The sequence below is a fragment of the Gordonia sp. N1V genome, from assembly GCF_029269935.1.
GTDB classification, from domain to species: Bacteria; Actinomycetota; Actinomycetes; order Mycobacteriales; family Mycobacteriaceae; genus Gordonia; species Gordonia polyisoprenivorans.
In genome coordinates, this window is sequence record NZ_JARJDD010000022.1 from 41,504 (window position 1) to 61,351 (window position 19,848).

Consider the following 19,848-nt stretch of genomic DNA (forward strand, 5'->3'; position numbering starts at 1 on the left):
CGCCGCCGCCGACACCCCCGGGGATGCTCACCGGAGAGCGTTCAACTACTTCAGGCGCTGATCGACTTACCCACCGACTTGAGGTCGGTGCAGGCCTCGACGACGCGCTCGCTCATCGAGGTCTCTGCCTTCTTGCTCCACACGCGCGGGTCGTAGGTCTTCTTGTTGCCCACGTCGCCGTCGACCTTCAGCACGCCGTCGTAATTGCTGAACATGTGGCCGGCCACCGGACGCGTGTAGGCGTACTGGGTGTCGGTGTCGACGTTCATCTTGACGACGCCGTAGCTCAGGGCCTCGTCGATCTCGCTCTTCAGCGAGCCGGAGCCACCGTGGAAGACGAAGTCGAACGGCTTGGAGCCGTCGGCCAGGCCGAGCTTCTTGGTCGCCACTTCCTGGCCGGTGTTCAGCACGTCGGGACGCAGCTTCACGTTGCCGGGCTTGTACACACCGTGGACGTTGCCGAACGTGGCAGCCAGCAGGTACTTGCCCTTCTCGCCGACGCCGAGCGCGGCGACGGTCTTCTCGAAGTCCTCGGGGGTGGTGAACAGCTTGTCGTCGATCGCGGCCTCGACGCCGTCCTCCTCACCGCCGACGACGCCGATCTCGATCTCCAGGATGATCTTGGCTGCGGCGGCCTTGGCCAGCAGTTCCTGCGCGATCTCGAGGTTCTCGTCGATCGGGACCGCCGACCCGTCCCACATGTGCGACTGGAACAGCGGATCCTTGCCCGCGTCGACGCGCTCCTGGCTGATCGCGAGCAGCGGCCGGACGTAGGTGTCGAGCTTGTCCTTGGGGCAGTGGTCGGTGTGCAGGGCGATCGTCACGTCGTACTTTGCGGCGACGACGTGGGCGAACTCGGCCAGCGCGACCGCACCGGTCACCATGTCCTTGACGCCGAGACCCGAGCCGAATTCCGCGCCGCCGGTCGAGAACTGGATGATGCCGTCGCTGCCGGCGTCCGCGAAGCCCTTGATGGCCGCATTGATCGTCGACGACGACGTGCAGTTGATCGCCGGGAACGCGTAGCCACCCTCCTTTGCCTTCTGGAACATCTCGGCGTACTGCTCGGGGGTTGCAATGGGCATTTCACGTCCTCCAACCGGATAAGGTTTCACGCTTCGAGTCGGGTCACTCCTGTTCAGTATGGCAAGGTCGCTCACACCGCGCGCAGCGGCGTCCGAGGGTCGCCGACCGGCAGGTTCTGCGAACGCTCGCCTCCGCCAGGTACCCTCGGGACCCGTGACCGAATTCGCATTTGCCGCAAACACGACAAATCTGGCCCTACTTCCGGGGTTCCTCGATCCGGTCAACCTGCTCAACTCGTTCGGCACATGGATTCTCGCGGGCCTGCTGCTGGTCATCTTCATCGAGTCCGGCCTGCTGTTCCCGCTGCTACCCGGCGACTCGCTGCTGTTCACCGCGGGGCTGATCGTCGCCGCGAAGTCCGCCGACATCGAGCCGTTCGCGCCACTGTGGGTGCTGCTGGTGACCATCCCGATCGCCGCCTTCCTCGGTGACCAGGTCGGTTATCTCATCGGCAATCGCCTCGGATACTCCCTGTTCCGGCCGAACGCGAAGGTGCTGAAGGAGAAGTACATCGTCGAGGCGCACGAGTTCTTCGAGAAGCACGGTCCGATCACCATCGTGTTGGCGCGCTTCGTCCCGATCGTGCGGACCTATGCCCCGCTCGTCGCCGGTGCGGCGAAGATGCGGTACTCGATCTTCCTCACCTACAACGTCGTCGGCGCCATCCTGTGGGGTGCCGGGGTGACGCTGCTCGGGTATTTCCTCGGCCAGATCGCGTTCATCCGCGACAACGTCGACTACATCTTCCTGCTGATCGTGTTCGTCTCGGTGCTGCCGATCATCTCCGAGGTCGCCAAGCGGGTTCTGCGCTCGCGTCGGGCGATCGTCGAGGAGCCGGTGGCCTCACCCACGCCGGCCGACCACTCCTGACCGCACCACCCGTCCCCGGTCCGGCCCCACGCCACACACCGACCCGCCAGCATCCATCTGGCTAACCCTCAGGCTGCCCGCGTAGCCTGGTGACCCGTGATCGACTCCGCACTTGCCCACACCACCACCACCGTGGTCGCGCTGCCGGGCATCCTCGACCCCATCAACGTGCTCAGCTGGTTCGGCGCCTGGGCGTTCTGGGGTCTGCTCCTGGTGATCCTCATCGAATCCGGCGTCCTGTTCCCGGTGTTGCCGGGCGACTCGCTGCTGTTCGTGGCCGGCATGGTCGTCGCCGCGGGTGCCGGGGGCACCGAGGGCATCGACAAGTTCGCCTCGCTGTGGCAGCTGCTCGTCTTCGTCCCGATCGCGGCGATCATCGGCGGTCAGGTCGGCTACTGGATCGGCCGCTTCATCGGTACCGAGATGTTCAAGCCCGACGCCCGGTTCCTCAAGGAGCGTTACCTCGTCGAGGCCAACGAGTTCTTCGAGAAGCACGGACCGATCACGATCTTCTTGGCTCGCTTCGTGCCGATCGTGCGCACGCTTGCCCCGATCGTCGCCGGCGCCGCGCGGATGAAGTGGGCGGTGTTCGCCGTCTACAACGTGGTCGGCGCGATCGTCTGGGGTGCGGGCATCGTATTGCTCGGCTACTGGCTCGGACGGTTCGAATTCATCCAGAAGCTCATCGAGCCGATCTTCATCCTGATCGTCATCCTGTCGATCGCACCGATGCTCATCGAGTGGTATCGCAGGCGCCGGGCCGCCAAGCGCGCCCCGGTCCCAGACGTCGCCGCGGCAGACGTCACCGCAGCGCCCGCCGACGACCGGCGGACCGACACCGTCTGAGTCGACGGCGCAGGCCGGTCAGACGCTACCCGCTCACCGCGTACGCCGCGGCCAGGTCGATGCGCACCCATCCCCCGTTGGCACCGGCCTGATCCAGCGGATAGCCGGCGGGAATGGCGGTGCGTCGCAGGATGTCGAGGCGCGCGGCGTCACTGAGGTTCGGGAATCGCGAGCGCAGGAGCGCCGCGGCCTGCGCCGGGATGACGTTCACCTGGTTCGGGGAGATCCGCGGGAATCCGAATGTCATCAGCTCCTGGGCATTGGACACCGCCTGCGACGTCGAGGCCACGGTCGGGTCGTCGGCGAGCGCCCGGGCCACCGGCTCACCGAGCGCGGTTCGGAGCTGCTCGCGCAACTGATCACCGGCGGCGTCGACGAGCCGGGCGAATGCGGGATCGGAGAGCCGCTCGGAGGCGACGGTCAGACCCATGATCCGTCCGCCCATCACATCGAGCGGATAGTGCACGCCGAGCACCATGCGACTGAGTCCGATGTGGCCGGACTGGGCGAGGATCTGCGGTCCGGCCTCGGGCAGCCAGTAGGCCAGCAGCGCACCCTGCCAGAACGCCTGGCTGGAGTGGCCGGACGGGTACGAGCCGTTGCCGGCGAGGTCGCCGTAGAGATCCGACCCGGGCCGGTTGTAGCGCTTGATCTGCGCGGGCGCGACGACGAAGGGCCGCGGATTGTTGTAGTACTGCTTCTCGATCAGCGTGGTCTGCAACGGGATTCCGGCACGCGCGGCGTCACCCTTGACCAACTGCGCGGCCTTGGGCAGTTTGCCCGCGGCCAACAGCTGCCGGAACGCGGTACCGACCCTGGTGCCCAACGCCTGCGACAGGGAGACGATCCGGTCGTCGTAGTTGATCGCAACGGCGTCGGCCTGCTGGGCCGGTGTCGCGGAGTTGTTGACCGACACCACCTTTGCGAGGTTCTGCTTCATGAGGTCGGGCCGCTGGGCGCGCAGCGCCGCGAAGCCGTCGAGCTCGGGGAGATACGTTCCGCCCGGCGGAACGTCGGAGGCGAACGGACCGACGAGCTGCGCGGTGGAGAATCCCGCGGGCGCGGTGGCCGGTGCCGGCGCCGCGTGCGCAACGGGCGCCCCGAGCATCAGGAGCACCACGAACATCGAGAGCAGGACCGAGCGCACACGCAACGACATGGCCATCACTCTGACTGATGTCCGACTCTCCGGGCAAGGCGGGGGCGGCTGTTCACGTCGCATTCGCCGCACCGTCACCCACGCCGGGCAGCTCAGCCGAGTGCGACTACCAGGCCTGCCCGAGGTCGGCGTGCTGACGAATCCACGCGTGCATGGCAATTCCCGCGGCCACCCCGGCATTGATGCTGCGGGTGGAGCCGAACTGTGCGATCGAGACGGTCAGATCGGCCTGCTCCTGCGCATCCGCGCTGACGCCCGGCCCCTCCTGACCGAAGAGCAGCACGCATTCGCGCGGTAGTTCGGCGGTCTCCAACGGCTGCGCGCCGGGGGTGTTGTCGACGGCGACGACCTTCAGATTCTTTTCGCGCGCCCACGCGATCAGGTCGGCGACGGTGTCGTGGTGTTCGAGGTGTTGATAGCGGTCGGTCACCATGGCGCCTCGGCGATTCCACCGTCGACGTCCGACGATGTGCACCGCGGCCACCGCAAAGGCGTTGGCGGTGCGCACCACGGTGCCGATGTTGGCGTCGTGGGCGAAGTTCTCGATGGCCACATGCAGTGCATGCCGCCGGGAGTCGATGTCGGCGACGATCGCTTCGCGCGTCCAATATCGGTAGGCGTCAACGACATTACGGGTGTCGCCTGCTGCCAGCAGGTGCGCGTCGTAGCGCGGGTCATCCGGCGGCGGACCGTCGTGCTCGGCCGCCCAGGGCCCCACCCCGACCGCCGGCGCCGACCCGAACTGCCACTCCGTCGGACCGGGCTCGTCGGCGGTCGGCTGCGGGTCGTCGTCTGCCACGCCTCAGGCGAGGCCGAGATCGGCCAGCGTCAACAGCGACCGGTAGGGCACGCCGAGCGCCTCGATGACCTCATCGGCGCCGGTATCTCGATCGACAACGGTCGCCACCCCGATCACCGTCGCGCCGGCTTCGCGTGCCGCCTCGACCGCGGTCGACGGTGACGCCCCGGTGGTCGAGGTGTCCTCGACGACCAGCACGCGGCGCCCGGAGATGTCGGGGCCCTCGATCCGACGTTGCATCCCATGGGTTTTGGCGGCCTTGCGCACCACGAAGGCATCAATGGCACGGCCACCGGCATGCATGATCGACGTCGCCACCGGGTCCGCGCCCAGGGTGAGTCCGCCGACGGCGTCGTATTCCCAGTCGGCGGTGAGTTGACGCATGAGCGTGCCGATCAGCGGCGAGGCCTGATGGTGCAGCGTCGCCCGGCGCAGATCGACGTAATAGTCGGCTTCTTTGCCCGATGAGAGCGTCACCTTGCCGTGCACCACCGAGAGTTCTTTGACCAGTTCGGCGAGGACCTCTCGATCGGCGGTATCGACGGACGGAATCGCTGCGGACACTACAGAACTCGCTCTCTTCTCGCGGATCGGGCCCCGGCCCCGACGGGTCGGTCGTGTGATCAGTTGCGGCGGTGACGGTTCCGTCGCGAGGGCATTTCACTCGGACCGGTCCGTGCCTGTCGCGTCGGCGGCGCGACATCATCGTCGTCGAGATCGACGTCGTCGTCGAGCTCCGGCGGTCGAGTTGCCTTGCCGCGCACCGGCATCGGTGCCATCGGACGGCCGGCGGGCCGGGGATCGGTCGGAGCCGAACGGCCTTCGGCAGGCGGGGCGGCACGTCGCGGCCGCGGTGCCACCTCGGCCGGCTTGCGCAACGCGGTCGGCACCGCGGCGTCGGAGCCCGTACCGTCACGCTCCGCCCTGTCTCGACCTGCGGCCTCCATGCGTGCGCGCCGGTTCTTGTCGCGCATGTTCTCGGTCTTCTCGTCGGCCAGCTCGGCGCGGGTCGGACCGTGCGGATCGCGCGGGTCGGGGGCGTCCTGCGGCTCACGCAGCGGCGGCAGCACCCGCAGCAGGTCGGCGAAGCGCCGCACGACCTCCAGGCCGGTGTCGAGTTCGGTGGCGTCGTCGGTCAGCGGTAGCGACCCCAGCGCCCAGTTGCCCTCGTTCCACAGCACCTCGACGTAGGCCGGGGCCTTGTTGGCCAGCGCGACCATGCGCCGGTCACACACGCGGCGGGCGGCGTCGAGATTGTTGGAGAACATCACGCGCGGGCCCATCGCGCCGAGCAGTTCCACGTCCTCTTCGGCGGGGGCGAGGACGTCCTCGTGCCGCAGGTCGACGACCACGGCGGACGGGGTCGACCGGCGGACCGCGATCACCGTGGCGGTCTCGGAGAGGTCGAAGACAACTGCCTCGGCGCCCCCGTAGTGCCCGTAGGCCACGTTCTCCACGGCGACGGTGTCGGGCACGTTCATGGTGGCGCGGCGGAACACCGTACGGAGCTTGGTGTCGGTCTCGCGGAACTTGAAGTCGTGCTCGTCACCCCAGATCGCGCGCTCGTGCCTCGTGACCGAGGAACGGCGGCGATCGAGCCACAGCAGGGCCACCGCCCCGGCCAAGGCAATGGCGGCGATCACGAAATAGACGATGGTCATCGCGCTACAGACTACTTCAGGGTGTGTGCGGATCGCGCCGCACGACGTACCCCCGGACCTTGTCGACGACGTTGTCGAGGCGCGTTTCGAGGTCGTCATCACCGGCGCCGACGTATCGCCGCAGGTTATCGAGGATCTGCGCGCTCAGCACATCCCGCCATCCGACGACGTCACCGCTGAGATGCGCCGAGATCGCGACGTTGTCCATCCCCCACAGCGGGTTGTCGGCGGGCAGGGGTTCGGTGACGAACACATCGAGCGATGCCGCACCGATCTCGCCCGTCTGCAGCGCCTCGATCAACGCCGGCTCGTCGACGAGGTCGCCGCGCCCCACGTTGATCAGATGCGCGTCGGCGCGCATCGCCGCGAGCACCTCGGCGTTGATCATGGCGCGCGTCGCCGCGGTCAGCGGGGCGATCGCGACGACCGTGTCGAACCCGCCGACGTACTCGGCCAGTCGTGCGGTCTCGTGGACCACGCCGAAGTCGGGGTCGTGGTCCCGAGCCCGTCGTCCGGCACCGGTGACCTCGATTCCGACCGCGCGCAGCAGCCGAGCGATCTCCCGGCCGATGCCACCGGTACCGATGACCAGGGCCGACGTACCGGTGGTCGAGCGCGTCTCCCGCCAGCGCCACTCACGACGCGCCTGTAGGCGCATCGATTCGTGCAAGAGTTTGTCGCGGGCCAGGATCGAGGCGAGGACGAATTCCGCGATGGGTCGATCGAAGACGCCGTGGGCGTTGGTCACCACCACATCGGAGTCGGTCAGCTCGTCGAACAGCAGCGAATCCACCCCAGCCGCGCACACGTGCACCCACCGCAGCGCGTCGGCCTGGGCCCAGTTGTCCCGCAGTGCGCGCGAGAAGAAGTCCCACACCACCAGCACATCGGCGCCCGGCAGCGCCGAGCCGAGTTCGTCGGCGGTCGTGTGCCGGATGTCGGCAATGGCCTCGAGCGCCGCGAGATCGGTCGGCGGCGGAACGTCGGGCGAGCCCAGTAGGGCGAGAACGGGACGGACCTCGGTGTCTCCGGTTGCCATGGCTCCAACGTAGCGGCGAGCACCGCTGTGATGACAGGCTGTTGTCATATTGACAGGATTCTGTCATAGTGGGTGTGGGCCGGGGGAGCCGGACCTCATCGACCGGACCTCGTCGACAGGGAGCACCCATGCAGACCGTCCACCTCGCCGTGTACGACACCCTCGCCGACTGGGAGTACGGCTATCTCGCCGCCGGCGTCAACAACCCCGAATTCCAGCGCACGCCGGGCGAATTCCGGATCGAGACCGTGGGCACGACCGCCGATCCGATCACCACGCTCGGCGGTGTCACGATCACTCCAGACATCACACTCGACGATGTCGATCCGGCCGCGAGCGCGATGCTCGTACTTCCGGGCGCACAGACATGGGACAGCGGGAACGACGAATTCATCGACGCCGCCCGACGGTTTCTCGGTGCCGGGATTCCGGTCGCCGCAATCTGTGGTGCCACAGTCGGACTCGCGAGGGGCGGACTACTCGACGACCGCGCGCACACCAGCAATGCACCGCAACAGCTCGCGGCCACCGGTTACTGCGGAGCCGACCGGTACCTCGACGTAGCGGCCGTCACCGACCGCGAGGTCATCACAGCAGGCGCGGTGGCGCCCATCGAGTTCGCACGAGAGGTGTTCGCCCGCTTGGGTGTTTACGACGACGCCGTGCTCGACGCGTGGTATCGGCTCTATGCGCATCACGATCCGGCCGGATTCCTCGCCCTGGGACAGCAGTGACCGATCACCCGACGTCTCAGGAACTACTGAGCCGAAGTGCGCTCGCCGCATTCCGGCTCAATGGCCAGTTCCTTGCTCTCGCCGAACAACTCGCCCGGCCGGCCGGGCTCACCGCAACACGGTGGCAGGTCCTCGGGGCGGTACTGCCGGGCCCGTTGACCGTCTCCGACATCGCCCGCGCCATGGGTATCACGCGCCAGAGCGTGCAGCGCACCGCCGACCTCCTGGCCGCAGAGGGGCTCGTCGAATATCGCACGAATCCGGCACATGCGCGGGCAAAGCTGGTGGCCCCCACCGGCGCCGGGCTCGCTGCGATCAACGACATCAACCCTCAGCATCGCGCCGCGGCCGCCCGCATCGCCGCGCGCCTCGGATCCGATCAATGGCACGCCGCACTTGCCGCACTCGAATTGCTCAGCGCATCACTTACCGAGATCGATAATGACCCCGGCGAAATGTGAGTTCGACACAACCTGCACTATCCATCGCCGCGGGGTACCAGCAACTTCCGCATCCCATGTGTCCCAGATCACAATTCAAGGTTCGGGAATTCGGTGGCGTATATTGCCCTAGGTGATCGCGACGCTGGACGACAGATATGCAGCCCATGTGAGAAATCTCGGGCAATTCGCCCGTTTCGGCATCGTGGGCGCATCCGGGGTCGTCGTCAACATGCTCGTCGCGGTCCTGATGAACAAGGCGCATGGCGGTACCGCCAACGCGTTCAATGTGATCTGGCATATTCCGGGTTCGGCCTACAACGTGCGTTTCACCGTGCTGGTGTGGATCGTCGGGTTCCTCGTGGCCAACTTCGTCAACTTCCAGCTCAATCGGTCGTGGACCTTCAAGAGTTCCCGGCATGCGACGTGGTGGTCGGAATTCTGGCCGTTCCTCGCGGTGGGCAGTGTCGCCGCGATCGTCGGACTGTTCCTGAAGGTGGGCTTCACCAACCCCACCTCACCGCTCTACCTCTCGTCGTCGTTCTTCCACGAGGCCGCCGGGTTGCACTCCCGCGAGTACTGGGCGCAGATCATCACGATCGTCATCACGATGCCGATCAACTTCATCGTCAACAAGCTCTGGACGTTCCGGGCCGTGCGCTCGCCGGCGGAGCCTGCTCCCGTCGACGCCGGCACCCCTGTCTGAGCATCACCCGTCTGTACGACCCGGCTGGACAACCCTGTCTGGGCAACCCGGTCTGGGCACCACCATCGGCCAAGGGCCCTAGGCTGGTCCCATGACACAGCCGGCGCGCATTGCCGTTCAGGTCAAGCCCCAGCACGCCTCGTTCGCCGATCTGCGTCGTGCCGCGGCGCTGGTCGAGGAACTCGGCGCCGACATGCTGCTCACGTGGGATCACTTCTTTCCGTTGTCCGGTGATCCCGACGGCCGCCATTTCGAGGCCTGGACCACCCTGTCGGCCTGGGCCGAATCGACCAACCGCGTCGAGTTGGGCGTTCTGGTCTCGTCCGTGGGTTACCGGAACCCGAACCTGTTGGCCGACATGGCACGCACCGTCGACCACATCAGTGCGCGTGACGGTATGGGCCGGTTGATCCTCGGCATCGGCGCCGGCTGGTTCGAGCGCGACTACACCTCCTACGGATTCGAATTCGGCACGGTGGCACAACGTTTGCGGACCCTCGACGACGATCTGCCGGTGATCCGGGAACGCTGGGGCCGGCTGAATCCGGTGCCCACGCGCAGAATCCCGATCCTCATCGGCGGTGGCGGCGAGAAGGTGACGCTGCGGATCGCCGCACAGCACGCCGACATCTGGCACGGCTTCGGTGACGCCGAGACCATTGCCCACAAGCACCGGGTGCTCGACGACTGGTGCGCCCGGATCGGGCGCGATCCCGGCGAGATCGTGCGCTCGGCCGGGGTGAGCCCGAAGCCGGGACGCTTTCCCGAGGATCTCGACGACTACCCGGCGTCGGCGGAGAAGTTGTACGCCGTCGGTACGCGGATCTTCACCGTCGGACTCGAGGCCCCGACCTGGGATCCCGGACCCATCCGCGATCTGGTCGCCTGGCGCGACGCGCGCAACGCCTGACGTCACCACCGGCCACACCTCTGACACCGCTGTCCAATTGTTGACAATCCGACGATTGGCCGTCACCGTGGTCCCATGACCGCCGTCGAACACCTCACCCAGACCGCGACCCTGTCCCCCATCCTCAAACAGGCCACACCGGTGATCGTCGATCACGCGCAGGGCTCGTGGGTGTACGGGACCGACGGTCAGTCCTACCTCGACTTCACCACCGGCATCGGGGTCACCAGCACCGGCCACTGCCACCCGCGGGTGGTCGCCGCCGCTCAGGAGCAGTGCGCCAAGGTCATTCACGCCCAGTACACGACGGTCATGCATCCGCCGTTGCTCGAGCTGACGGCGAAACTCGGCGGGGTCCTCCCGCTCGGCCTCGACTCGGTGTTCTACGCGAACTCCGGATCGGAGGCCGTCGAGGCCGCGATCCGCCTGGCCCGGATGGCCACCGCGCGACCCAATATCGTTGTCTTCCAAGGGGGTTTTCACGGGCGCACCGTCGCGGCGGCCAGCCTCACCACCGCGGGCACCCGGTTCTCGGCGGGCTTCTCCCCGCTGATGGGCGGGGTGCACATGGCCCCGTTCCCCTACGCCTACCGCTATGGCTGGGACACCGAGACCGCCGTCGATTTCGCCCTCACCGAACTCGACTACCTGCTCACCTCACGCGTGGCACCCGACGACACCGCCGCCTTCCTCATCGAACCCGTCCTCGGCGACGGCGGCTATCTTCCCACTCCCCCAACGTTTCTCGCCGGATTACGCGAGCGCGCCGATCACCACGGCATCCTGCTGATCCTCGACGAGGTCCAGGCCGGCTTCGGTCGCACCGGACGGTTCTGGGGCCACCAGCATGCCCCGATCAGCCCCGACATCCTGATCACCGCCAAGGGACTCGCCTCCGGTTTCCCGATCTCGGCGATCGCCGCACCCACCGAGCTGATGACCAAGGCCTGGCCGGGCTCGCAGGGCGGCACCTACGGTGGCAACGCTGTGGCCGCGGCCGCCGCGATCGCCACCCTCGACGTGATCGCCGAGGAAAACCTCGTCGACAACGCCGCCATCCGCGGGGAACAACTCCTCGCCGGCATCCGCGAGGTGACCACCGGACTCGACGCCGTCGGCGACGTTCGCGGACTCGGGCTGATGATCGGCATTGAATTCGTCACCCGCGTCGGTGACCGCTGTTTGCCTGACGCCGCTACCGCACTTGCGGTTCAGCGCGCCTCGACGGCTCACGGGTTGCTGACCCTGACCTGCGGCCCGGCCGGCAACGTCGTGCGCCTAATCCCTGCACTCGTCGTCACCGCCGACGAGATCGCGCTCGGCATCGAACGCTTCGGCGCTGCGGTGCACTCGGTTCTCGGCGCATGATCAGCTCATGACGAGTGTGTCGCAACAAGCACTGGGCCCGGATCTCGATACCGACGACGCGGCCGGCGCGCTCCTCGACGACCTGACCGCCCACGATCTGCTCGTCGACGCCTCGACCCGCCGGCGCGCGGAATACTCCTACGACGCCTCCAACTATCGGGTACCTCCGCTGGCGGTGGTGTTCCCCCGCAATGCTGACGAGGTCGCACTCACCGCACGGCTGTGCCACCGCCACGGGGTGCCGATCATCGCCCGTGGCGGCGGAACCTCCATGGCGGGCAACGCGATCGGCGCCGGCATCGTCATCGACCTGTCCCGACACATGCGAACCGTCGGCGTCGTCGACGCCGGCGCACGCACGGTCACCGCCGATGCCGGGGTCATTCTCACCGAACTCGCCGCCCAGGTGCGCACCCGCACCGACGGTCGGCTGACCTTCGCCCCCGACCCGTCGTCGGCGTCACGCGCCACCCTGGGCGGTGCTATCGGCAACGACGCCTGCGGCAATCATTCGGTTCGCCACGGACGCACCAGCGATCATGTCGAGGCACTGCATCTGGTGACCTCCGACGGTCTACGCCTCACCGCCACCCGCACCGGGGTGCATGCCACCGAGCCCGACGACACCGAAGCCACCTCCCGCGCAACCGAACTCACCGAGGTGCTGCGCGATCTCGTCGGCCGCAACCTCGCGATCCTGCGCACCGACCTCGACACCATTCCCCGCCAGGTGTCGGGGTATCACCTGTCACACCTGTTGCCGGAGCACGGTTTCGACGTCGCCCGGGCGCTCGTCGGCAGCGAGGGCGGCTGCGCGATCGTCACTTCGGCCGTCGTTCGTCTGGTGCCCGTGCCGACCTCACAGCTGCTGCTCTGTGTCGGCTATCGCTCTGTCGCCGACGCCGCACGCGACGTGCCGGCCATCCTGCCGTTCGAGCCCTCGGCGATCGAGGGAATCGACCGCAAGATCGTCTCCACCATGGCTGCTCGACGGGGACCGGAAACGGTCGCCGGACTTCCCGACGGTGACGCGTGGCTGTTCATCGATCTCGACGACACCAGCGCGGCAGCACAATCGGCGGTCGACGTACCGGCCACCATCGATCGCCTGCTCGCCGAGTTGCGTGCCGGCGGCCGCATGGTGGACGCGACCGTCGTCTCCGACCCCGCGGTGCGGTCATCGCTGTGGCGGGTCCGTGAGGACGGCGCGGGACTCTCGGCCCGCCTGATCACCGAGGATCACACCCATGAGTCGTGGCCCGGATGGGAGGACGCCGCCGTCGCACCCGATCGCCTTGCCGACTACCTCGTCGACTTCGAGCGACTTCTCGACGAGCATGGCCTCACCGGAGTCATGTACGGACACTTCGGCGCCGGGTGTATGCACGTGCGCATCACCTTCGATCTACGCACCCACGAGGGCCGCGCGGTCATGCGCCGATTCTGCACGGATGCAGCACATCTGGTGGTATCCCACGGCGGATCGCTGTCGGGTGAGCACGGTGACGGGCGAGCGCGTTCGGAGTTGTTGCCGATCATGTACTCGCCGGAGATGTTGCGCGCCTTCGACGATTTCAAACGACTCTGGGATCCGTCCGGGCTCCTCAACCCGACAGCCGTCGTCGAGCCTGCACCGATCACCACCGATCTCGCTCTCGCCGAGGTGCCGAATCGGGCGTGGATCGATGCCGGTTCGGTCACCCAACAAGGCTCGACCCCCGCGGGATCGTTGGACTCCTTCATTCATTCCGTGCAGGGCTGCATCGGGGTGGGCCGGTGCCGTACCTCGTCCGGCGGCGTCATGTGTCCGAGCTATCGGGCCACCCGCGACGAGAAGGACTCCACCCGTGGTCGGGCACGCGTACTGCAGGAGATGGTCCGCACCGCACCGACCGTCGAATCCGGTTGGCGATCCACCGATGTCGCCGACGCCCTGGACCTGTGCCTGTCGTGCAAGGCGTGTTCCACCGACTGCCCGACGGGCGTCGACATGGCAGCGTACAAATCGGAGTTCCTCGACCACCACTACCACCGACGACTCCGCCCGGCCTCGCACTACTCCCTCGGCTGGATGCCGGCGTGGCTACCGCTCGCGACCGCGGCGGCACCGCTGATCAATCGGTCGATGAGCGTACCGTCGTTGCGCCGCATGGCAGCTCGGCTCGGCGGTCTCGACGCTCGCCGTGCGATGCCCGCCTTCGCCGCCCGTCGCGAGGTGCGTACTCACCTCGCCCCACTGCCCGCGGTCACCGACACCACCGACACGGTCTTGTTTGTCGATACCTTCACCCGGGCCTTCCGACCGCAGGTCGCGACCGCCACCGCACGGCTGCTCGGCGCCACCGGAGACAGCGTCGGCTGCCGCAGCGACGCCTGCTGCGGACTCACCTGGATCTCGACCGGGCAACTGTCCCGGGCCCGAAAGACACTCGCGCACACCGCCGAGATCCTCGACGACGGCACCGACCGGCCGATCGTGGTCCCCGAACCGAGTTGTGCCGCCGCCTTGCGCAAAGATCTTCCCGAACTCGTCGACACCGCCGCGGCCCGACGCGTGTCCGCACGTGTGCACAGCGTCGCCTCGATCGTCGGACACCTGCTCGACGCGGGGTTCGCGCCCACCGGTCTCCCGAAGGCGGTCACGCTGCAAACCCACTGCCACGAGTACGCGACGTTCGGCGCCCGCACCGGTGCACAGGTACTGTCCCGGCTCGGCGTGCAGGTCCGCACCGCCGACGGATGCTGCGGTGTGGCAGGCAACTTCGGATTCGAACGCGGCCACTACGACGTCAGTGTCGCCGTTGCCGAGCACGCCCTCGCACCGGCGCTGCGCGCCGACGCCACCACGCCGGTCGTGACCGATGGATTCAGTTGCGCGATGAGCGTCGAGCACCTCGCCGCCACCGACCCACTGATCAACGCCACCGGCATCCACCTCGCCGAACTCCTCGCACCCCCGCCGACAGCGCCCGACACCCATGGAGGTTCCGCATGACCACCACCGAATCCCGCACCGTCCCAGCCCTCGCGGGCATCCACACCGACCTCCTCATCGACGGCCACTGGCAGCCTGCGGCATCGGGCCGGCGGTTCAATGTGGAGAACCCGGCCACCGGGGAGATCCTGGAGTCGGTCGCCGACGCCGGAGCCGACGACGCGCTGGCCGCGGTGCGGGTCGCCGCCGACACGCAGGCACGGTGGGCCGCGACGAGCCCCCGCGCCCGCAGCGAAATCCTTTATCGGGCTTACCAACTCATCATCGATCGCACCGACGAGTTCGCCGCGGTGATGACCGCGGAGATGGGTAAGCCGTTGGCCGAGGCGCGGGGTGAGGTCGCCTACGGCGCCGAGTTCTTCCGGTGGTTCGCCGAGGAGGCGGTGCGTATCGGCGGTGACGCCACCACCACCGGCGACGGCGGTAACCGAATCGTCGTCACCCGCCGCCCGGTCGGTCCGTGCGTCCTGATCACGCCGTGGAACTTCCCGCTGGCCATGGGAACCCGCAAGATCGGGCCGGCCGTCGCGGCCGGCTGCACGATGGTGTTCAAACCCGCAGAGCTCACCCCGTTGACCTCGCTGTTGCTCGCCGACGTGCTGCGTGAGGCCGGCCTACCCGACGGCGTCCTCAACGTCGTCACCACCACCGATCCCGGAGCCGTCGTCGGGGCGTGGATGGCGTCGGGTCTGGCCCGCAAGGTCAGTTTCACCGGCTCGACCGAGGTCGGCAAGTTGCTCATCGCCCAGGCCGCCGAGCACGTCATGCGCACGTCGATGGAGTTGGGCGGCAACGCCCCGTTCATCGTGTGCGACGACGCCGACATCACCCGCACCGTCGACGCGGTGATGGTCGCGAAGATGCGCAACATGGGACAGGCGTGCACCGCCGCGAACCGGATCTTCGTACACCGCAGCGTGTTCGACCAGTTCGCCGACGCGCTCACCGACCGGATGAGCGCCCTGACCGTCGGTGACGGCACAGTCGAGGGCACCACCGTCGGACCGCTCGTGGAGGAGAAGGCCGTCGCCAAGGTCGAACGTCTCGTCGCCGACGCCGTCGACCGCGGCGCCCAGGTGCGTTGCGGCGGTGCCCGCGTCGACGGCGCCGGGCTTTTCTACCTGCCGACCGTGCTGACCGAGGTCGATCCCGACTCCGACCTCGTCCACACCGAGATCTTCGGTCCGGTCGCAGCCCTGATCCCCTTCGACGGCAACGGTATCGATGCAGATCAGAAGGTCCTCTCCCTCGCCAACTCCACGCCGTGGGGACTTGTCGGTTACGTTTGCAGTGAGAACGCCGACCGGCTGTCCGATCTCGCCGATGCCCTCGAGGTCGGGATGGTCGGTCTCAACACCGGGTTGGTCTCCAACCCGGCGGCACCGTTCGGCGGGATCAAACAGTCAGGCCTGGGTCGCGAAGGTGGCCGGCTGGGCATCGAGGAGTTCCTCGACGTCAAATACACCTCCAGCCCGATCCGTCGGCGGTAAGACCCACCGGCAGAACCAGGAGAAGCCACCATGCCACGAAGGAGGCGATGAATGTACCTCGGCGCGCAGCTGTTCACCGACAGCGAGTACGAGCGGAGGCTGACCCGGGTGCGCGAAGCGATGGATCTGCAAGGTCTTTCGGCACTCATCGTCACCGAGCCCGCGAATCTCTTCTATCTCATCGGCTACAACGCGTGGTCGTTCTACACGCCACAGATGCTGTTCGTGCCCATCGAGGGCGACATGGTCTTCTTCGCCCGCGAGATGGATGCCCATGGCGCACACCGCACCACGTGGCTTCCCGAGGAGCAGATCGTCGGCTACCCGGAAAGCTACGTCCACCGGCCGCACGTCCACCCGTTCGACTGGGTCGCGTGGGCACTGCGCCAGCGCCACCTCATCGCCCCGGCGTCCAAGGCCGGCTCGGTCGGCCTGGAGATGGATTCGCACTACTTCACACCGAAAGCCTATCGGGCACTGTACAACGCGATCCCGGAGTGGAAACTCGTCGACGGCTTCGAGCTGGTCAACTGGGTCCGGTCGGTCAAGTCCGACGCCGAGATCCAGCTGATGCGGCAGGCCGGGATGGTGTGCTCGGAGGCGATGCGCGCGGCGATCGACACCATCGATGTCGGTGTGCGGCAATGCGATGCGGCCGCGGTGATCTCCCAGGCCCAGATCACCGGCACCGAGGAGTTCGGTGGCGACTATCCGGCCATCGTGCCGATGATGCCGACCGGCGCGGCCGCCGACACCCCGCATCTCACCTGGCATCAGGGGACATTCGTCGAGAACGAGGCCGTCGTCATCGAATTGACCGGCGCGCACAACAGATATCACTGCCCACTCGCGCGGACCGTCGCGTTGGGCAAGCCGTCCAACGATCTGGATTACGTCGCCCAGGCCACCGCCGAGGGCCTGAACAATGTGCTCGACGCGATCCGTCCCGGGGTGCCGACCCGCGAGCTCGCCTCCACCTGGAACTGGACTCTCGCGAAGTACGGCCTCGAGAAGCCGTCCCGGTTGGGCTATTCCATCGGTATCGGCTATCCACCGGATTGGGGCGAACGCACCATCAGCATCCGCACCGAGGACGAGACGATCCTGGAGACCAACATGACCTTCCACATCATCTGCGGAATGTGGATGGACAACTACGGTTTCGAGCTGTCCGAGTCGGTGCGCGTCAGCCCGACCGGTGTGGAGACCTTCACCAGTTTCCCCCGCGAACTGATCCAGAAATGAGGTGAGGACATGACCACCATCCACCCCGCCACCACGCACCCCGCCGCTGCGCACTCGACCCCCACGATCCCACTCGCCGGGCGCGCCAAGGATCTCGTCGGATCGATGATCGACTCCTCGACCTCGCTGCTGGCTGCACAGAGCCACGACATCGTGCGATTCGCGATGGGCTCCCCCGCCGACGAGGCGGTGCCCGCCGACGAGTTCCGAGAGATCGCCGGGGCGATCCTCGACAACACCTCGTTCACCTACGGCGCCACCGAGGGCGAACCACGACTGCTGCAGTTGCTCGTCGACTACCTCGCCACCACCCCGGACCCGTCGAGCCACGACCGGCTCGTCATCACCACCGGGGGCATGCAGGGCCTCGACTTGGCGTCCAAGCTGTTCGTCGATCCCGGTGACCTCGTCGTCGTCGAGTCGCCCACCTACACCAACGGCAGCGCCACGGCGCTGTCCTACGGTGCGCAACTGCTCGAGGTGCCGGTCGACGACGACGGCATGCAGGTCGACACGCTCGTGGACCTCGTCGCCCGCACCCGCCGCACGCCCAAGGCGATCTACACGATCCCGACGTTCCAGAATCCGTCGGGCGTCACGCTGTCGGAGGAGCGCCGCAGAGAGCTTCTGCGGCTGGCCCACCATTGGGGTGCGGTGATCATCGACGACGACCCGTACGGGCTCCTGCGTTTCGCCGGCGAGGACATCCCCACCTTCCAGACCCTCTCGCCCGCCGATCCGCTGGTGTTCTCGGTGCGCACCTTCTCCAAGATCCTGGCGCCGGGCTGGCGGGTCGGCTGGGTTGATGCCGACCCGTCGCTGCGGCAACTGCTGATCAACGGCAAACAGGCCATGGACACCTGCACCAACGTCCCCAATCAGCACATCGTCGCCGAATACATCTCGCGCGGCGGCCTGACCGATCACCTCGCGTCCTTGCGCACCCTCTACCGGGCGCGCAAGGACGCGATGCTCGACTCCGTCGGGCGTCATCTGGGTGAACGCGTCACCACCACCAACCCCGACGGCGGCTTCTTCCTGTGGCTGACCTTGCAGGGCGAGTTCGCCGAGATCGACACCCGCGAACTGTTCGAGGTGGCCTTGGCCGACGGCGTCGCCTTCATTCCCGGCCCGGCACTGTCCCCGGGTGGACGCTTCCGCAATGCGTTGCGTTTATGCTTCGCCTCGAGCACTCCCAAGCGAATCGAGGAGGGCATCCGACGCCTGACCGGCAGTCTTGAGAAGATGGCCGGGTGAACAGTGCACCCGGACCCCTGCCGACCGACGCCCTGCCCATCGACGCCGACGAGATCACCGATCTGACGGTCGCGTTGGTGCAGGCGCCCAGCGAGAACCCCGGCGGCACCGAGGCACAGGCCGTCGCCGTCCTTGAAAAGGCGTGCCAGAACGCCGGGTTCGTGGTCAGCACGCATGAGGTCGCACCCGGCCGGCCGAATCTCGTCGCCACCCTGCCCGGCGGCAACGGCCCGGGTCTGATGTTTCTCGGGCACTCCGACGTCGTGCCCGCGGGCCCCGGCTGGACCGGCGACCCCTACCTTGCGCGCGTCGCCGACGGATCGATCATCGGCCGCGGCGCCACCGACATGAAGGGTGGGCTCGCCGCGATCGTGACCGCCATGTCGGCGCTGGCGTCCTCCGGCATCGAGCTCACCGGTCCGGTGCAGCTGGTGTGCACCGTCGACGAGGAGGAACACGGCAGCGGCGTGCGTGATCTCGTCACCGATCATCCCGGCGAGTTCCTGGGGTGTGTGGTGGCCGAGCCGACCGATCTCACCGTGGTCCGCGGCTGCCGCGGCGCGTCCTACATCGAGATCGACGTGACCGGTCGCGCCGCGCACTCCGGACGTCCCGACGACGGCCGCAGCGCCATCTACGCCGCCGCCGCGATCGTCGACCTCATTCGCGCCGACCACGAGGCGATGACCGCCCGCGCCGACGGCCTACTGGGTTCTGGGACATGGAATGTCGGCACCATCTCCGGCGGGCAGGGCATTTCCGTCGTCGCCCCGATGGCCGCGCTCGGCATCGACCGCAGGCTGATGCCCGACGAGACCGCCGACGGCGTCGCCTACGCGCTACGTGCCCGAATCACCAACGCGGGCATCGATTCCGACGGCATCGGCGTCGACGTGCGGGTCACCATGGAGATGCCCGGCTTCGAAACACCCACCGATCACCGCCTCGTCGCCACCACTGTCGGTGCACTCGAGAGCCTCGGCGTCGCCACCTCCGTGGGCGGATGGAGCGCCGCCTGCGACGGCGGCTTCGTCAGCCGCGACCTCGGCATCCCGGCCGTCGTCTGCGGTCCTGGCGACATCAACACCCAGGCCCACCAGCCCGACGAGACCGTCCGGATCGCCGACGTGGTCACGGCCGCAAGGGCATACACCCAGATGGCCCTGACCCTCCTCGCTCCGCGCCCCTGAACGCCCCATGAATGTGCGAACGCGGGGTCAGTTGGCAAACGCCGCTGGTACAC

18 protein-coding genes are annotated in these 19,848 nt (G+C 67.6%); 12 read left to right on the forward strand and 6 right to left on the reverse strand.

What is annotated here, in order from left to right:
• Positions 1 to 50: 50 nt before the first annotated feature.
• Positions 51 to 1,085 carry a class II fructose-bisphosphate aldolase gene (gene fbaA / locus P3L18_RS22665; protein WP_020169950.1) on the reverse strand — a complete coding sequence of 345 codons (1,035 nt, stop codon included), beginning with the start codon at positions 1,083 to 1,085 and terminating at the stop codon, positions 51 to 53.
• 154 nt (positions 1,086 to 1,239) lie between these two features.
• Here fbaA and P3L18_RS22670 point away from each other — a divergent pair, with 154 nt between their 5' ends.
• Together P3L18_RS22670 and P3L18_RS22675 are read left to right on the forward strand one after the other, a co-directional pair.
• Positions 1,240 to 1,956, forward strand: a complete 717-nt coding sequence (locus tag P3L18_RS22670) for a VTT domain-containing protein (RefSeq protein ID WP_006371873.1) — start codon at positions 1,240 to 1,242, stop codon at positions 1,954 to 1,956.
• A 96-nt stretch (positions 1,957 to 2,052) separates the two neighbouring features.
• Complete coding sequence (locus P3L18_RS22675; protein WP_276115295.1) at positions 2,053 to 2,802, forward strand: VTT domain-containing protein; 750 nt, start codon at positions 2,053 to 2,055, stop codon at positions 2,800 to 2,802.
• A gap of 25 nt (positions 2,803 to 2,827) precedes the next feature.
• Here P3L18_RS22675 and P3L18_RS22680 read toward each other — a convergent pair whose 3' ends face one another.
• The 5 genes from P3L18_RS22680 to P3L18_RS22700 all read right to left on the reverse strand — a co-directional run bounded on the left by P3L18_RS22680 (position 2,828) and on the right by P3L18_RS22700 (position 7,460).
• Positions 2,828 to 3,967, reverse strand: coding sequence for a phosphatase PAP2 family protein (locus P3L18_RS22680; protein ID WP_276115296.1), 1,140 nt, complete (start codon positions 3,965 to 3,967; stop codon positions 2,828 to 2,830).
• A 100-nt stretch (positions 3,968 to 4,067) separates the two neighbouring features.
• Positions 4,068 to 4,760, reverse strand: coding sequence for an RNA methyltransferase (locus P3L18_RS22685; RefSeq protein ID WP_276115297.1), 693 nt, complete (start codon positions 4,758 to 4,760; stop codon positions 4,068 to 4,070).
• Between the two features lie 3 nt (positions 4,761 to 4,763).
• Positions 4,764 to 5,324 (reverse strand): orotate phosphoribosyltransferase, encoded by a 561-nt coding sequence (pyrE, locus tag P3L18_RS22690; RefSeq protein WP_006371869.1) that lies wholly within the window; start codon positions 5,322 to 5,324, stop codon positions 4,764 to 4,766.
• 59 nt (positions 5,325 to 5,383) lie between these two features.
• Positions 5,384 to 6,421: a hypothetical protein gene (locus tag P3L18_RS22695; protein ID WP_079930937.1), complete on the reverse strand. Its 1,038-nt coding sequence runs from the start codon at positions 6,419 to 6,421 to the stop codon at positions 5,384 to 5,386.
• 16 nt (positions 6,422 to 6,437) lie between these two features.
• Positions 6,438 to 7,460: a D-2-hydroxyacid dehydrogenase gene (locus tag P3L18_RS22700; RefSeq protein ID WP_276115298.1), complete on the reverse strand. Its 1,023-nt coding sequence runs from the start codon at positions 7,458 to 7,460 to the stop codon at positions 6,438 to 6,440.
• A gap of 128 nt (positions 7,461 to 7,588) precedes the next feature.
• Here P3L18_RS22700 and P3L18_RS22705 point away from each other — a divergent pair, with 128 nt between their 5' ends.
• The 10 genes from P3L18_RS22705 to P3L18_RS22750 all read left to right on the forward strand — a co-directional run bounded on the left by P3L18_RS22705 (position 7,589) and on the right by P3L18_RS22750 (position 19,795).
• Positions 7,589 to 8,194: a DJ-1/PfpI family protein gene (locus P3L18_RS22705; protein ID WP_276115299.1), complete on the forward strand. Its 606-nt coding sequence runs from the start codon at positions 7,589 to 7,591 to the stop codon at positions 8,192 to 8,194.
• Positions 8,191 to 8,655, forward strand: coding sequence for a helix-turn-helix domain-containing protein (locus P3L18_RS22710; protein WP_079930940.1), 465 nt, complete (start codon positions 8,191 to 8,193; stop codon positions 8,653 to 8,655). Before P3L18_RS22705 ends, P3L18_RS22710 begins: the two co-directional genes overlap by 4 nt.
• 112 nt (positions 8,656 to 8,767) lie before the next feature.
• The gene (locus P3L18_RS22715; RefSeq protein WP_276115300.1) at positions 8,768 to 9,340 is read left to right on the forward strand and encodes a GtrA family protein; all 573 of its coding nucleotides are present in this window, start codon (positions 8,768 to 8,770) and stop codon (positions 9,338 to 9,340) included.
• A gap of 91 nt (positions 9,341 to 9,431) precedes the next feature.
• The gene (locus tag P3L18_RS22720; RefSeq protein ID WP_276115301.1) at positions 9,432 to 10,250 is read left to right on the forward strand and encodes an LLM class F420-dependent oxidoreductase; all 819 of its coding nucleotides are present in this window, start codon (positions 9,432 to 9,434) and stop codon (positions 10,248 to 10,250) included.
• A 75-nt stretch (positions 10,251 to 10,325) separates the two neighbouring features.
• Positions 10,326 to 11,618 carry an aspartate aminotransferase family protein gene (locus tag P3L18_RS22725; protein WP_276115302.1) on the forward strand — a complete coding sequence of 431 codons (1,293 nt, stop codon included), beginning with the start codon at positions 10,326 to 10,328 and terminating at the stop codon, positions 11,616 to 11,618.
• A gap of 7 nt (positions 11,619 to 11,625) precedes the next feature.
• Complete coding sequence (locus P3L18_RS22730) at positions 11,626 to 14,613, forward strand: FAD-binding and (Fe-S)-binding domain-containing protein (RefSeq protein WP_276115303.1); 2,988 nt, start codon at positions 11,626 to 11,628, stop codon at positions 14,611 to 14,613.
• A complete protein-coding gene (locus tag P3L18_RS22735) occupies positions 14,610 to 16,103 on the forward strand; it encodes an NAD-dependent succinate-semialdehyde dehydrogenase (RefSeq protein WP_276115304.1) in 1,494 nt (497 codons plus the stop codon). The genes P3L18_RS22730 and P3L18_RS22735 overlap by 4 nt, the downstream gene beginning before the upstream one ends.
• A 51-nt stretch (positions 16,104 to 16,154) precedes the next feature.
• A complete protein-coding gene (locus P3L18_RS22740; RefSeq protein ID WP_208792811.1) occupies positions 16,155 to 17,348 on the forward strand; it encodes a M24 family metallopeptidase in 1,194 nt (397 codons plus the stop codon).
• Between the two features lie 9 nt (positions 17,349 to 17,357).
• A complete protein-coding gene (locus P3L18_RS22745) occupies positions 17,358 to 18,605 on the forward strand; it encodes a PLP-dependent aminotransferase family protein (protein WP_276115305.1) in 1,248 nt (415 codons plus the stop codon).
• The gene (locus tag P3L18_RS22750; protein ID WP_276115306.1) at positions 18,602 to 19,795 is read left to right on the forward strand and encodes a M20 family metallopeptidase; all 1,194 of its coding nucleotides are present in this window, start codon (positions 18,602 to 18,604) and stop codon (positions 19,793 to 19,795) included. Before P3L18_RS22745 ends, P3L18_RS22750 begins: the two co-directional genes overlap by 4 nt.
• The last annotated feature ends 53 nt before the right edge of the window (positions 19,796 to 19,848 follow it).